Consider the following 14,321-nt stretch of genomic DNA (forward strand, 5'->3'; position numbering starts at 1 on the left):
AGGAGTCAAGCCCGATAAGGGGGTATTTCTGGAGCAGTCTTGGCGGCATGGATGCCGCCTTGTAGCGTACAGGGATGTATTCACAGCGACTGCGGAAGAAATACCCCCTTATCGGGCAACAGATGCCTAAGTTTTGATGCTTATCTACCGGCCTGATTCAGATGATACTGGCATAAATACCACAAAGTTTATATCCTTCATCTTTTCTAACTCACATTGCAAACTCATGACCACCATGCAGGAACACTATAACCACAAAACGCTGGAACCCGCAGTACAAGATTACTGGGATAAACAGGCTACCTTTAAAGTCACCGAAGATCCTGATAAGGAAAAATTCTATTGCCTGTCTATGTTCCCGTATCCTAGCGGTGTGCTGCACATGGGGCATGTGCGTAATTACACCATTGGCGATGTGATTGCTCGCTTTCAACGTATGCAGGGCAAGAATGTACTGCAACCGATGGGCTGGGATGCCTTTGGGCTTCCGGCTGAAAATGCCGCCATTAAAAATAAAGTCCCGCCGGCTGAGTGGACGTATCGCAATATTGATTATATGCGTGGTCAACTAAAATCCATGGGGCTAGGCATTGATTGGTCACGCGAAATTGCCACCTGTAAACCGGATTATTATCGTTGGGAACAATGGTTTTTCACCCAGCTCTATGAAAAGGGCTTGGTTTACCGCAAAAAATCCACCGTAAACTGGGATCCAGTCGACCAAACCGTATTGGCGAATGAGCAAGTCATTGATGGACGGGGTTGGCGCTCAGGGGCTTTAATTGAGCAACGTGAAATTGATCAATGGTTTTTGCGTATTACCGCCTATGCAGATGAGTTATTAGAAGAATTAAAAAATATGCCCGGCTGGCCTCAGCAAGTGCGTACTATGCAGGAAAACTGGATTGGGCGCTCCGAGGGTTTAGAGCTGGAGTTTGGTATTAAAGGCTCCGATGAGCGTTTAACCGTATTTACGACGCGCCCCGATACGCTAATGGGTGTGACCTATGTAGCGATTGCGCCACAGCATCCACTTGCCATCTATGCCGCCAATTCGAGTGCCGAGCTAACTGAGTTTATTGATTCCTGTAAGCAGGCTAAGGTGGCGGAAGCCGATATGGCGACCATGGAAAAACGCGGCATGGCTACGGGTTTAGAGGCCATTCATCCCCTCACGGGTGAGCGTGTACCGATTTGGGTAGCGAATTTTGTACTCATGTCCTATGGCTCAGGGGCTGTGATGGCAGTACCCGCGCACGATGAACGCGATTGGGAATTTGCCACCAAGCATCATTTACCGATTAAACAGGTGATTGCACCCAGTGATGGCTCCGAGGTAGATATTAGCCAAGGGGCTTATACCGCACGAGGTATATTGGTGAATTCAGGTGAGTTTACCGGCTTGAGTTCGGAAGATGCCTTTGAGCGTATTGCTAATGTGCTGACGGATTTGCATTGGGGGCGTCGTCAGGTCAATTATCGCTTACGGGATTGGGGGGTTTCACGCCAACGTTATTGGGGTTGTCCTATCCCTATTATTTATTGTGCGGATTGTGGTGCAGTTCCCGTACCGGAACAAGATTTGCCGGTAGTATTACCAGAAAATGTGGTATTTGATGAAACGGGCGGCTCTCCACTAAAGCGCATGCCGGAGTTTTATCAAACCACTTGCCCAAGCTGTAATAAGCCTGCGACACGCGAAACCGATACCTTTGATACTTTCTTTGAATCCTCTTGGTATTTTGCCCGTTATGCCTGCCCAGATAATAATGAGGCGATGTTAGATGAGCGGGCGAATTATTGGTTGCCGGTTGATCAATATATCGGTGGGATTGAGCACGCTATATTGCATTTATTGTATGCGCGTTTTTTCCATAAACTGATGCGTGACAGTACCTTAGTGGAGTCGGATGAGCCATTTACTAGTTTGTTAACGCAAGGCATGGTACTAGCCGATACTTTCTATCGTGAAGACAGCAATGGACAGACTTGGTATTCACCTACTGCTGTGACGGTGGAATATGATGAAAAGGGACGCATCTTAAACGCCGTATTGAATGCCGATGGTCAGGCAGTGGCGTATGGCGGTATGAGTAAGATGTCTAAGTCCAGAAATAATGGGGTAGACCCGCAGGATATGATCGAGAAATATGGTGCGGATACCTTACGCCTATTTTCTATGTTTGCGGCTCCACCTGATCAAAGTATGGAATGGTCGGATTCTGGTGTGGAGGGCGCACAACGCTTTTTACGCCGCCTATGGAAGCAAGTGTTTGAGCATGTCAATTTAGGGGTAGTGAATACCGCTATTTTAGCCGGAGCCGAGCTGAGTTCTGAGCAAAGTGCCTTACGCCGTAAAGTCTATTTAGCCTTGCAAAAAGTCACTGATGATATGGGGCGTCGCCAGATTTTTAATACGGCGGTCGCGGCGAATATGGAGCTGATTAATGAAATTAGCCGTTTCAATGATCCCTCCGAATTAGGGCGAGCCATTGTTCAAGAAACCTTAGAGATCATTACTTTAATGTTATCGCCCATTGCACCGCATATTTGTCATGAGCTATGGCATGCCTTAGGACATGAAGAGGCTGTGGTGAGTGTCGCTTGGCCTGAAGTGCTGGAGTCTGCTTTAGTACAAGACTCATTAGAGCTCATTGTGCAGGTGAATGGTAAGGTGCGCGGTAAGGTAAGAGTAGCGGCATCTGATGATGAGAGTATTATTAAGGTTGCAGCTTTGGCTCATCCTAATGTGAAAAAGTACATAGAAACCATGACTTTAAATAAGGTGATTGTGGTCAAAGGGCGCTTAGTGAATATTGTGGCGAGTGAAAATGCTTAGCGTTCAGTGGCTGCTAAGTAAAGGGCTAGTAGGGGGATGTCTCCTACTGCTCTTAAGTGCTTGCGGTAGTACAGAAGGTTTTCACTTACGCGGTACAGATCCCTTGGCGATGCAGCAGGCTAAAGTGGCAGTGCTGGGTGAAAGCGGTACGGAGTTTGGCAATTCAGTTCGCGCAGCCTTACAATCCCATGGAGCCGTTTTGAGTGATCCGAGTACAGCCAGCATACTGTTAACGCTACAAGCTCCGGTTGAGCTGCGTCGAGTGTCTGGCTATTCAACAACTCGTGCTGTGAACGCCTTTCGTTATACCACCGAGGCAAAATTTAGCCTACAACGTCAAGGTACAGCCGAGGTAGTGGCTGACAGCGTGGCACAATCGCAAGTACAAACCTATGACAATGAATATGTACTAGGTGCTGAAGAAGAGTCAGATCAAATTAAAGCTGGTCTCAAGCGTGATCTAGCAAGGCTGTTAGCCTTAAAAGTGGCGGCCTTTCAGCGTAATTCGCCATGAGTCGCCATCAAGGATAAGTAGACATGTAAACGTAGGTGAGTATTTCTGAGGCAGTGTTGGCGGTAGGAATGCCGACTGGTAGCGTATAAGGCTGTATTCACAGCGACTACGAAAGAAATACTCATCTATGTTTACCCCCTGTTTTGCCTAAAAGCTTAACCTATTCATTCAGGCTATAAGGATTGATATGTACCCCTGGTTTCGATTTTTTGTGGCAATGTATAAGGCCAAATCCGCGCCACCTTTGCAAATCTCAGAGACCTGCATTACACCGCTACGAGTGGGCTGGAGTGATAGCGATCTATTTGGTGAAATGAATAATGGGCGGCATTTAACCCTATTTGATATTGGGCGCTTTGTGTTTTCGGTGCGTACTGGACTTTGGAAAGCGGTTAAGCGCAATGGTTGGGGCTTTGTGGTGGCGGGGAGTAGTGTACGTTATCGCAAGCGTTTACACCCCGGGCAACGTTTTGAACAGCACACCTCAGTCATTGCCTATGACGACAAATGGTTCTATTTTCTGCAAACTCATCAGCGCGGTGAGGTATGGCATGCGGCGGCTTTGATCCGTGCGGCGGTGGTGAGTAAGGGGAAATTAGTCTCCACTCAAGAAGTACTAAGCACTATGGGGCAGACTGCATGGCAGCCTACGATGCCGGAATGGATACAAGCGTGGATTGAGGCCGATAAGCTCAGACCGTGGCCTGAGACTCATAGTGGTCTGGCTCAAAGTGAGGTTTAGCGTTATTTAATTACCCTAAGGATTTTACCCATGCGCATAGTTAAGCTGAATCAAATGTCGCCTGAGTCATTGGCTCTGGCCTTTACTCAATGTTGTGTTGCTGAGCGTTGGGTGAGTCAGATGGTGGCGTCGGCTCCTTTTACGAGCGAGGAACACCTATTCACTCAAGCTGATAGTATTTGGGCTAACTTGGGGGAGGCGGATTATTTACAAGCTTTTGAGGGGCATCCCAAAATTGGTGATGTGAGTTCCTTAAAGCAAAAATATGCTAATACCAAAGCGCTGGCCTCTGGTGAGCAAGCCACTGTCAAACAAGCCGATGATGACACCCTGCAACGCTTAGCTACGGGTAATCAAGCCTATGAGGCTAAATTTGGCTTTATTTTTATTGTCTGTGCTACAGGGAAAAGTGCGGCTGAAATGCTCAAACTATTAGAGGCGCGTCTGCCGAATAATAGAGAGACTGAGGTACAAAATGCCGCCGAAGAGCAGCGCAAAATCACCCGGATTCGTTTAGAAAAACTACTCAACTCTTTGGAGGCCGCATGAGCCAGATTACCGTACATGTATTAGATACCGCTTTAGGTAAACCTGCTCAAGGGATTAATGTGCAATTGAGTGCTTGGCGAGCGGGACAATGGCAATTAGTGGCGCAAGGTGTGACGAATGCTGATGGACGTGTGGTTGGTTTATTGCCATCTGAACAGGTACTAGAAGCAGGACGTTATCAAATGCATTTTGAGTTAGAGGCTTATTTAGCGCAAACCGCACAGCCTTTGTTTTACCCTTATGCCGATATTGTGTTTCAGATCGGTGGTGACGGACAGCATTATCATATTCCCTTACTCCTAAGCCCCTTTGGTTATTCCACCTATCGAGGAAGCTAGCATGCAAAATAGTGGTGCATGGCGTGGTAGGGTGCTGCATTTTACAGCCGACCCTAGCATTGCAGGCGAGCAGGCTTATCAATACTGGGAAGATGGACTGCTGTGGGTTGAGGCGGGACGGGTCAAACAAGTCGGTGCAGCCCTTGATATACTACCTAACCTTCCTCCTTCCCTCTCCGTTCAACACACCCCTGATTATTTTATTTTCCCCGGCTTTATTGATACGCATATTCACTATCCCCAAACGGAAATGATCGCGGCCTTTGGTACGCAACTCTTAGAGTGGCTCAATACCTATACCTTTCCGGTGGAGAGTCAATTTAAAGATGAAGCCTATGCCTCTGAAATAGCCAATTTTTTCCTCAAAGAGCTTTTGCGTAATGGCACAACGACCGCACTCGTATTCGGTACGGTACACCCTCAATCGGTGGATGCCTTTTTTAAAGTGGCTCAAGCACTGAATCTGCGCATGATCGCGGGCAAGGTCATGATGGATCGCCATGCACCGGCGTATCTAACGGATACACCAGAGAGTAGTTATGCTGATTCTAAGGCACTGATTGAGCGCTGGCAGGGGGTCGGACGTTTGCAATATGCCGTGACCCCACGTTTTGCTCCAACAAGTACGCCGGAGCAATTAGCTAAAGCGGCACAGTTATTGCAGGAATATCCAGGTGTCTATTTACACACGCATTTATCCGAAAATCTCAATGAAATCGCTTGGGTTAAGGAGTTGTTCCCTAATGCAAGTAGCTATACCGATGTCTATCACCAAGCCGGATTGACAGGTAAGCGTAGTGTATTTGCTCATGGTGTGCATTTAAGTAGCGCTGAATGTGAATGTTTAGCACAGACCCACTCAGGGATTGCCCATTGTCCTACCTCGAATCAGTTTCTAGGTTCAGGTTATATGGATTTAAGCCAATTAGAACACTTTAACATCAAGGTAGGCTTAGGTACTGATATCGGTGGGGGGACGAGTTTTTCTCTGTTTAGGACCATGGCGAGTGCCTATGAGGTGCAACAAGCGCGGGGGCGTAGTTTAGACCCGTTTAAGGCATTGTATTTAGCCACCTTAGGGGGCGCAAACGTACTGGATTTAGTTGGGAAAATTGGTAATTTTGCGGTGGGTAATGAAGCCGATTTTATTTTAATCGATCCATCTGCAACGCCTTTATTAAAGTTACGCAGTAAACATTGCAAAACGCTAAAAGAGCAATTGTTTGTGCTGAATACTTTAGGTGATGATCGTTGTATTGCAGCGACTTATAGCATGGGACAATTAGTGCATCAACGGGAGGCATAAATGGAAACCTATTTATATGAATGGCTCAATTTTGTAGTGCGCTTTTTACATTTAATCACAGGTATTGCTTGGATTGGCGCATCCTTTTATTTTGTGTGGCTCGATAATAGCTTGCGTGAGCCACCCCAATGGAAAAAAGATAAGGGTATTAAAGGGGATTTATGGGCGATTCATGGCGGTGGTTTTTATGAGGTCGCCAAATACTCCCTAGGCCCTGAGCAAATGCCTAAAACCTTACACTGGTTTAAATGGGAAGCCTATACTACGGGTATTACGGGGTTTATTTTATTAACCTTACTTTATTATATTGGTGCCTCTAGTTATACCATTGACCCTGCTAAAATGGCTTTGACCCCGTGGCAGGCTAGCCTCATCGGTATCGGGGCGATAGCTATTTTTATTGCCGCTTATGAGGTTTTATGCCGTACGGCCTTAGTGGAAAAAAGCTTACAGTTTGGTTTAGTGGTTTTAGCGATTTTAACGGTATTAGCCTTTGGTTTAGATCAGCTCATTAGTTCACGTGCCATGTATATTCATATCGGGGCTATGATTGGTTTGGCGATGGTATTTAATGTGTTTACTACCATTATGCCCTCACAGCGTAAAATGGTGGAGGCCATTAGTCAGGGGCAACAGCCTGATCCTAGTTGGGGGCATAAGGCTAAGCTACGCTCAGTCCATAATAACTATGCTACGTTGCCGGTTATTTTAATTATGATTAGTAATCATTATCCGATTACATATAGTCATAGTTATGGTTGGTTAATCCTAAGTGCTCTGATTGCGATCACAGCCTATGCTCGGCATTTCTTTAATTTAAAGCATCATGACATTATTAAGCCTAGTATTTTAATAGGTGCTTTGATTGCTTTTGCAACGTTAATATGGCTGTTTGCACCTAAAGCAGTTAAAACGGAAGATAAAACTGTGACTACCGCGCAAATTATGCCGATTATTCAGAGTCGTTGTTTACAATGCCATGCAGCAAAACCGACAGATGATGTGTTTAAGTTTGCTCAAGGCGGGATTATGTACGATACCGAGGCTGAGGTATTAGCGAAAGCTGAGCGAATTCATGCGCGTGCAGTGGTATCTAAAGATATGCCTTTTATTAATAAAACCCAGATGACCGATGAAGAGCGGCAGTTAATAGCGCAGTGGTATCAGGGGTTGAAGAAGTAGGGTACTGTTTGTAATTGATTCAATTGAGGTGATTATTTCCTACTATTTCTATAGTCCACTATAGGGATAGTAGGAGGACTAGCTTGTTATTAACCGTCTAATTAAATGGTTGATGGCGAAAACTAAGAGCAGCTGCCTCTAAAAAAGCCGTTTTCCCAACATTATTTCTACCTGATATTAGATTAACTCTACCAAACCCCTTGGCTTCAAAATTATGAAAGCATTTGTAGTTTTCAATGTTGAGTGTTTTTATAAAATGTTCAGACATGGCTTATGATTATCCGATTGAAAGGATACTGTTAGTGTGGCAGGCAATGCTTGAGTGTCAAGCACTCTCATTCAAGAAAACAGGCAAAGAATAATCTTTGCCTGTTCAGGTGCAGATAGGGGATTACTTAAAACTAAACCCGTCTGAGATCCAAGGTATTAGGGAAATCAGGATTAACTTCTTCCCTCGGTGGTTCCATCGGTTTAACCATACCATTGGTGTAGAACTGATAGGTTCCGCCTGAAATAGGCTTAGGTTCAATAACATCCGGTGTATTGGTGGTCATTTGGAAACGTGAGAAACGTCTACCTTCTGCCTCATATGCATTAATCGGGAAGGTTTCATAACTACGTCCGCCCGGATGCACCACATGATACGTACAGCCACCAATCGAGCGCCCATTCCATGTATCCACCAGATCAAATACTAGCGGTGTTTGCACGGGAATAGTGGGGTGTAAAGCGGAAGGCGGTTGCCATGCACGGAATTTAATCCCTGCCACATATTCGCCTTGAACCCCGGTATTTTTCAGGGGCACACGGCGTCCATTACAGACCAATACATAGCGCTCACTACGAATACCTGAGACTTTCACTTGAATGCGTTCCATCGAGGAATCCACAAAGCGAGCAGTCCCGCTGCTACTCATTTCCTCACCCAACACATTCCAAGGCTCAAGTGCGGCACGGAGTTCAATTTCCATGCCTTGATATTGCACGCGCCCAAAGACAGGGAAACGGAACTCATGGAAAGGTTCGAGCCATTCTAATTGGAAGGGGAAGCCCGCCGCTTGTAGATCAGCACAGACATCACGCATATCTTCCCACACATAATGCGGCAGCATGAAACGGTTGTGTAGATCGGTGCCCCAACGTACTAATTTTTTCTGATAAGGCGTTTTCCAGAAATGTGCAACTAAAGTACGTAATAACAGCATTTGTACCAAAGACATGCGAGCATGCGGTGGCATTTCAAACGCACGTAGCTCTAATAAACCTTGGCGTCCGCTGTAAGAATCGGGTGAATAGAGTTTATCAATACAAAACTCAGCCCGATGGGTATTGCCAGTGATATCCGTTAATAAGTTACGCAATAGGCGATCGACCAGCCATGGCTGATTCACATCCCCAGTAGGCATATGTTGGAAGGCAATTTCCAATTCATACAAGCTACTATCACGCGCTTCATCAACCCGTGGCGCTTGGCTAGTAGGGCCTATAAAGGTGCCAGAGAATAAATACGAAAGCCCAGGGTGATTTTGCCAATAGGTAATCAAACTACGCAGCAAATCAGGACGACGCAAGAAGGGGCTATCGGTAGGGCGTGCGGCACCTAGGGTGACGTGATTACCACCCCCCGTTCCGGTGTGACGACCATCGAGCATAAACTTCTCAGCCACTAAGCGAGATAAACGTGCCTCTTCATACAGTGTTTCGGTGTTATGCACCAATTCATCCCAAGCGGAAGCTGGATGAATATTCACCTCAATGACCCCCGGATCAGGCGTGACCTTAAAGGATTTTAAGCGTGCATCACTAGGGGGTTCATAGCCTTCAATCAATAAGGGCATATTGAGCTGTTTAGCGGTGGTTTCCAGAGCGTTAATCAGTTCAACATATTGATCGAGATAATTAAACGGTGGCAAGAAGGCATGCATCCGTCCTTGTCGCGCTTCAATACACAGAGCGGTGCGAATAATTTCGCCGTGATAGTCCTTAGGATAAGGCTTCACAGGTTTTGAATTAGCCGCAGCAGCGAGTACTTCTGGTGTATCAAACGGATCGGGTTTAGCCTCCACTTCACGCTCAGCAAAAGGGGTATATTGCAACGCATCTAAAGGTAAACGTAAGCCCATGGGGGAGTTACCCGGAATCAGGTACATGGATTCGCGACGGAAATACCACGGTGCACTATCCCAGTTTTGCTCCATAAAATTCCAGCGTAAGGGTAGAGCATAACCATTGGGCTGATTGAGGCCGCGTTGCAGAGCCAGCACTAAATCATTGCGATATTCGCTATTTTTTAAATCCAGCCCTAACCAGTCGATATTAATCGGCTGACTGGCTTCTTTCCATAAGTAGTACAGTCTATCTTCATAGCCCGGTACTAGAAACTCATTAGAAAGACCGAGGTTTTGACACAACAAGTCAGCAAAGCGTTTGGTATCCTCTAAATCATAGCCATAGTCTTTGGTATCGTCGGCAATTAATTGCGGGTCATTCCATAATGGCTGTCCATCAGTACGCCAGTAACAGGCTAAAGCCCAACGGGGGAAGGGTTCGCCGGGATACCATTTGCCTTGACCAAAATGGAGTAAGCTACCGGAGCTAAACACTTGTTGCATGCGACGGAATAAGACGCCAGCGCGTTCGCGTTTATGCTCGCCGAGAGCGGCTTGATTCCATTGCGGACTATCCACATCATCCACAGACACGAAAGTAGGCTCGCCACCCATAGTGAGACGTACATCTTGCGCGGTTAGGCTCGCTTCCACCTGACGCCCTAAAGCCATAATATCCGCCCATTGTGCATCACTATAAGGCTTAGTGACCCGTGGGTCTTCGTGAATACGCACGACGGTATTGGAATACTCCATCGTGGATTCACATGGATCAGTAAAGCCGTGAATCGCCGCTGCACTGCTAGGGGAAGGGGTACACGCTAAGGGAATATGTCCGGTACTCGCAAATAGCCCTGAAGTGGGATCTAGTCCCACCCAACCCGCACCGGGGAGATAGACTTCCGTCCACGCATGTAAGTCAGTGAAATCCTCTTTAGGGCCACTAGGGCCATCGAGTGCCTTCACATCTGGGGTCAGTTGTACTAAGTATCCCGAAACAAAGCGGGCCGCTAAACCTAAATGGCGTAAAATCTGTACTAGTAACCAAGCACTATCCCGACAAGAGCCGGTGAGTATATCAAGGGTATGCTCTGGGCTTTGTACGCCCGGCTCCATACGGATATTGTATTTAATATCGTGCTGTAAACGTTGATTCAGGGCAACTAAAAATAAAATAGTATTGGTTTGGCTGTAATCAATACCTTTAATCCACTCTTGCAGTAAGGGGCCGTTGTCACGCACTTCTAAGTAAGGAATTAGCTCCTTAGCCACTTCTGCGTCGTATTTAAAGGGGAAATGCTGAGCATATTCCTCGACGAAGAAGTCAAAAGGATTAATCTCTACCAGATCAGCAGTGAGATTGACCTCAACACTCATTTCCTTGGCACGTTCATTAAACACGATACGGGCAAGCCAATTGCCAAAGGGGTCTTGTTGCCAGTTAATGAAGTGATCTTCTGGTTTAACAGTTAAGGAGTAAGCCAGAATCGGGGTACGAGTATGAGGTGCCGGACGTAAGCGGATAATGTGGGGGGATAAATTAACAAATCGATCAAATTTATAAACCGTACGATGGTTCAGGGTAACGTGAATACTCATGGCGTTCTCTTTGGTAAGCTCGTAGAAGGGCAAATCTAAACTAGATTTGCCCAGGGTACTAACTAATCCTAATCCTTGGCTTGTTGTAGGGATGATTAGCCAGACTATGATTGGGCTTGCGTTTGCGTTTGACTAAAGGTCGGGTAGAACCATGTTTTAGCAATTTTCTCTTGGAGGTCGCCCATTTCGCTTTGTAAGGAATCCATCAATAGATGGACTTGATCAGCTGGAATGGAAGTAATATCAGCACTCGCGAGTCGATCACGTATTTTTTGCACTTTAGCAATAGGGAACTCAGGCTGCGGTAAATAACACATGCGTCGAATAATCGCGGCTAATGAATAACCGACGGAACCGGGGAAAATAGTGTCCTTCAGTAGGAAGTTCATGGCTTTAACTCCATTGAGTCTAGCATGAACGTGCTGCATATACATCTGCCGCGCACTTAAAGCTTGTAATAAATTCCCCCAGAGAATGCCCTCATAGCGCCGTAGTATATCACTGCGGTCATCGGCTAATAGTAATGAAGTCATTTCTAGAATCCGCGTGCTCATATCCGCGCGTTCAATGTGTTTGCCGATCTGCATAAAGTCGAAGGTATTATCCCGACTCATGTGGCTATCGAGCGCACCACGAATACATTGGCAATGCTCCATGACCTGACGCATAAATTGTTGGCGCAAGTGTCGATCTGAAGTATTAGGGAGGGATTCATTCATCAAGAGATGAATCCGGTTCGCCTGCTCCCATACTTCTTCGGGCAATACATTGAGCGAGGTACGAATATTTTCCCTCACCATCGCGAGTGATGTTGCGAGCGAGGAGGAGTTATTCCGATCCGCCACGAGGAACTGCATAATATTGCGTTCACTCGCCTCATTGTAATGCTCACGGAAATCGTGCTCGGCATTAAACAAGCGCACGAGGGTATACCAGTCGATTTCCATGCGATCCGGTAAATCCATGAGTAAGGAGGTGTGGACGTGAATCAGGCGTGCCGTTTTTTCTGCTCGCTCTAGGTAACGAGCCATCCAGTACACGCGTTCAGCAACTTGGGACAGCATAGTAATCATGCTTCAATCTCCTGCGTGGGGTCATCAAAATTGGGCATGAATTCATTCACAATCCAAGTATCCTTACTGCCGCCCCCTTGCGAGGAGTTGACGACTAATGAGCCTTTGACTAAGGCCACACGAGTTAGCCCGCCCGGCGTGACATAAATATCTTTACCGCTCAAAATAAAGGGACGTAAATCCACATGCCGCCCTTGAATACCTTCATCCGTTGCGGTTGGAGTGACGGATAGGCTTAAAGTGGGTTGGGCAATGTAGTTATTCGGATTCTCCTGAATCAGTTTGCGGAACTCTTCCACTTTCTCAGGGGTAGAGTGTGGGCCTACTAACATGCCATAACCACCGGATTCATTAGCTGGTTTTACCACTAACTCAGGCAGATGATCGAGCACATATTCACGGTCTTCAGGACGACGACATACCCAAGTTGGGACATTTGGTAAGGAAGCTTCTTCGCCCAAATAGTATTTGATCATATCCGGGACATAGGCATAAATCACTTTATCATCCGCCACACCACACCCCGGTGCATTGGCAATGGCAACTTTACCATCGCGCCATGAGCGCATAATGCCCGGAATGCCTAAAATAGAATCTTTGCGGAACACTTCGGGGTCAATAAAGTCGTCATCAATACGGCGATAGATCACATCAACCCGCTCAAGCCCCTTAATGGTTTTCATATAGACATAGTTGTCTTTGCCCACCGTTAAATCCGAGCCTTCTAATAAAACTAACCCAGCTTGGCGTGCTAAAAAGGCATGCTCAAAATAGGCTGAGTTATAAATGCCGGGGGTGAGTAGGGCAATGGTCGGATGATCTAGATCAGGGCGCAGCGAGGCGAGCATCTCATAGAGCTGTGAGGGATAAGCACTCACAGGGCGGATGGGCATGAGTTTGAAAATTTCAGGCAACACGCGCTTAGTAATGGTGCGGTTTTCTAGCATATAAGCTACACCAGAGGGAACGCGTAAATTATCCTCTAGTACATACATAACACCATCACTGTGACGCACTAAATCCGAGCCGCAAATATTCGCCCAAACACCATGAGGGGGCGTCATGCCTTCACAAGCTTTGCGATAGCCCTTAGATTGATAGACTACATCGGATGGAATCACTCCATCTTTAACAATCTGCCCACCATTATAGAGATCCTGAATGAACATATTAAGAGCGCGAATACGCTGCTTAAGCCCCATTTCAGTGCGATCCCATTCCGCGCCGGGAATAATGCGGGGAATAATGTCAAAAGGCCAAGCACGATCAATATTGCCCGCGTCACTATATACCGTAAAGGTAATACCCATTTGACGAATAGTCGCCTCTGCCTCACTCACACATTGTTTAAAATGTTGAGGGGTCTGTGAGCTTAAAAAGTCAACTAAGCGTTCGCTAGTAGGGCGTGGCTGTCCGGGAGCAGCAATCAGCTCATCATAATAAGTTTGCGAGTGGTATCGGTTCCATTCCTGGCGCATAGGATAATTTCCAAACTGAGTTGTTGTTAGTGGGGTAGTGGTTGAGTTACGGTATCTACCACGCCCATACTTCCTACTATTAGTAAAGCAAAAAGCATACCGTTTAGTGCGTTATCACACTCGATTAAGAGTATTATTGAGGTTTAGCTGTTTTTGAGCCAAAGGGACTAAATAATTCAGTCCATTTAGTCCAGGTATCGGTGTTGCCCATAATGCCCGCACGGAAGAATTGCAACGGATCATAGCCTTCTGTACCCGCTTTAAGGCGTAATAGCATTTCTTCCATTACGGCCTCATTAAACTGCTGTACATCGGGAAAACCAATGAGTCGACGCATTTCTTCTGGGGTTAGATCCACATCTATTGTTACTTTCATCGCTGATTTTCCTCCTACGGTGCTGATCCCCGTTATCATGATCACATTTGCAGGGATTTTCTAGCGTCGAACAGAAAAATATTGTTATTTTTATCATAATGCAAGTTAAGTGTTTGAACTTCTGCAATACTTTTGTAGGAGAGGGGCTGAGATGGGTGAAAATAAAAGAGGTTACTTGCTACTAGCCTAATTGAAGTGCTAGGCCTGAGTGAGGAAG

Annotated in this window: 13 protein-coding genes; 7 read left to right on the forward strand and 6 right to left on the reverse strand. The window is 46.3% G+C overall.

Translation table 11 applies throughout. The features are described from left to right. Positions 1-235: 235 nt before the first annotated feature. Positions 236-2,839 carry a leucine--tRNA ligase gene (leuS, locus tag A3IK_RS0114055; protein ID WP_026220984.1) on the forward strand — a complete coding sequence of 868 codons (2,604 nt, stop codon included), beginning with the start codon at positions 236-238 and terminating at the stop codon, positions 2,837-2,839. After that, a complete protein-coding gene (locus A3IK_RS0114060) occupies positions 2,832-3,353 on the forward strand; it encodes an LPS-assembly lipoprotein LptE (RefSeq protein ID WP_020560620.1) in 522 nt (173 codons plus the stop codon). Before leuS ends, A3IK_RS0114060 begins: the two co-directional genes overlap by 8 nt. Here A3IK_RS0114060 and A3IK_RS21395 read toward each other — a convergent pair. Further along, positions 3,335-3,478, reverse strand: a complete 144-nt coding sequence (locus A3IK_RS21395; RefSeq protein WP_162596664.1) for a hypothetical protein — start codon at positions 3,476-3,478, stop codon at positions 3,335-3,337. The two genes, A3IK_RS0114060 and A3IK_RS21395, sit on opposite strands and share 19 nt — an antisense overlap. A 62-nt stretch (positions 3,479-3,540) precedes the next feature. Between A3IK_RS21395 and A3IK_RS0114065 the strand changes: the two genes are divergently transcribed. From A3IK_RS0114065 to A3IK_RS0114085, 5 genes are read left to right on the forward strand one after another with little or no spacing between them, the layout of a single operon-like run. Continuing rightward, entirely contained in the window at positions 3,541-4,095 is a 555-nt protein-coding gene (locus A3IK_RS0114065; RefSeq protein WP_026220985.1) for an acyl-CoA thioesterase, read from the forward strand. A gap of 30 nt (positions 4,096-4,125) precedes the next feature. Continuing rightward, positions 4,126-4,644, forward strand: a complete 519-nt coding sequence (gene uraD / locus A3IK_RS0114070) for a 2-oxo-4-hydroxy-4-carboxy-5-ureidoimidazoline decarboxylase (RefSeq protein ID WP_020560622.1) — start codon at positions 4,126-4,128, stop codon at positions 4,642-4,644. After that, positions 4,641-4,982 (forward strand): hydroxyisourate hydrolase, encoded by a 342-nt coding sequence (uraH, locus tag A3IK_RS0114075; RefSeq protein ID WP_020560623.1) that lies wholly within the window; start codon positions 4,641-4,643, stop codon positions 4,980-4,982. The genes uraD and uraH overlap by 4 nt, the downstream gene beginning before the upstream one ends. Position 4,983: 1 nt before the next feature. Then, positions 4,984-6,288, forward strand: a complete 1,305-nt coding sequence (gene guaD / locus A3IK_RS0114080; protein WP_020560624.1) for a guanine deaminase — start codon at positions 4,984-4,986, stop codon at positions 6,286-6,288. Beyond that, a complete protein-coding gene (locus A3IK_RS0114085) occupies positions 6,289-7,470 on the forward strand; it encodes a urate hydroxylase PuuD (RefSeq protein WP_020560625.1) in 1,182 nt (393 codons plus the stop codon). It abuts the gene before it with no gap. Positions 7,471-7,567: 97 nt separating this feature from the next. On the opposite strand, the gene A3IK_RS20935 is transcribed toward A3IK_RS0114085, so the two are convergent. From A3IK_RS20935 to A3IK_RS0114105, 5 genes are all read right to left on the reverse strand, one after another. Beyond that, positions 7,568-7,738, reverse strand: coding sequence for an AAA family ATPase (locus A3IK_RS20935; RefSeq protein WP_083915744.1), 171 nt, complete (start codon positions 7,736-7,738; stop codon positions 7,568-7,570). Between the two features lie 133 nt (positions 7,739-7,871). Beyond that, on the reverse strand, positions 7,872-11,177 hold the full coding sequence (locus tag A3IK_RS0114090) for a transglutaminase family protein (protein WP_020560626.1): 3,306 nt from the start codon (positions 11,175-11,177) through the stop codon (positions 7,872-7,874). Positions 11,178-11,281: 104 nt separating this feature from the next. Then, the gene (locus A3IK_RS0114095) at positions 11,282-12,250 is read right to left on the reverse strand and encodes an alpha-E domain-containing protein (RefSeq protein ID WP_020560627.1); all 969 of its coding nucleotides are present in this window, start codon (positions 12,248-12,250) and stop codon (positions 11,282-11,284) included. Then, entirely contained in the window at positions 12,247-13,728 is a 1,482-nt protein-coding gene (locus A3IK_RS0114100; protein WP_020560628.1) for a circularly permuted type 2 ATP-grasp protein, read from the reverse strand. The genes A3IK_RS0114095 and A3IK_RS0114100 overlap by 4 nt, the downstream gene beginning before the upstream one ends. Positions 13,729-13,861: 133 nt before the next feature. Continuing rightward, the gene (locus A3IK_RS0114105) at positions 13,862-14,104 is read right to left on the reverse strand and encodes a DUF6489 family protein (protein WP_020560629.1); all 243 of its coding nucleotides are present in this window, start codon (positions 14,102-14,104) and stop codon (positions 13,862-13,864) included. Positions 14,105-14,321 lie beyond the last annotated feature (217 nt).

This window comes from Thiofilum flexile DSM 14609, assembly GCF_000380185.1.
GTDB lineage: Bacteria > Pseudomonadota > Gammaproteobacteria > Thiotrichales > Thiotrichaceae > Thiofilum > Thiofilum flexile.

Bases quoted from the DNA above. Each gene is read 5' to 3' on its own strand.
- A3IK_RS0114095 (WP_020560627.1), bottom strand. From the start codon at position 12,250: ATGATTACTATGCTGTCCCAAGTTGCTGAACGCGTGTACTGGATGGCT.
- A3IK_RS0114105 (WP_020560629.1), bottom strand. From the start codon at position 14,104: ATGAAAGTAACAATAGATGTGGATCTAACCCCAGAAGAAATGCGTCGA.
- uraH (WP_020560623.1), top strand. From the start codon at position 4,641: ATGAGCCAGATTACCGTACATGTATTAGATACCGCTTTAGGTAAACCT.
- A3IK_RS20935 (WP_083915744.1), bottom strand. From the start codon at position 7,738: ATGTCTGAACATTTTATAAAAACACTCAACATTGAAAACTACAAATGC.
- leuS (WP_026220984.1), top strand. From the start codon at position 236: ATGCAGGAACACTATAACCACAAAACGCTGGAACCCGCAGTACAAGAT.
- uraD (WP_020560622.1), top strand. From the start codon at position 4,126: ATGCGCATAGTTAAGCTGAATCAAATGTCGCCTGAGTCATTGGCTCTG.
- A3IK_RS0114090 (WP_020560626.1), bottom strand. From the start codon at position 11,177: ATGAGTATTCACGTTACCCTGAACCATCGTACGGTTTATAAATTTGAT.
- A3IK_RS0114060 (WP_020560620.1), top strand. From the start codon at position 2,832: ATGCTTAGCGTTCAGTGGCTGCTAAGTAAAGGGCTAGTAGGGGGATGT.
- guaD (WP_020560624.1), top strand. From the start codon at position 4,984: ATGCAAAATAGTGGTGCATGGCGTGGTAGGGTGCTGCATTTTACAGCC.
- A3IK_RS0114085 (WP_020560625.1), top strand. From the start codon at position 6,289: ATGGAAACCTATTTATATGAATGGCTCAATTTTGTAGTGCGCTTTTTA.
- A3IK_RS0114100 (WP_020560628.1), bottom strand. From the start codon at position 13,728: ATGCGCCAGGAATGGAACCGATACCACTCGCAAACTTATTATGATGAG.
- A3IK_RS0114065 (WP_026220985.1), top strand. From the start codon at position 3,541: ATGTACCCCTGGTTTCGATTTTTTGTGGCAATGTATAAGGCCAAATCC.
- A3IK_RS21395 (WP_162596664.1), bottom strand. From the start codon at position 3,478: ATGAGTATTTCTTTCGTAGTCGCTGTGAATACAGCCTTATACGCTACC.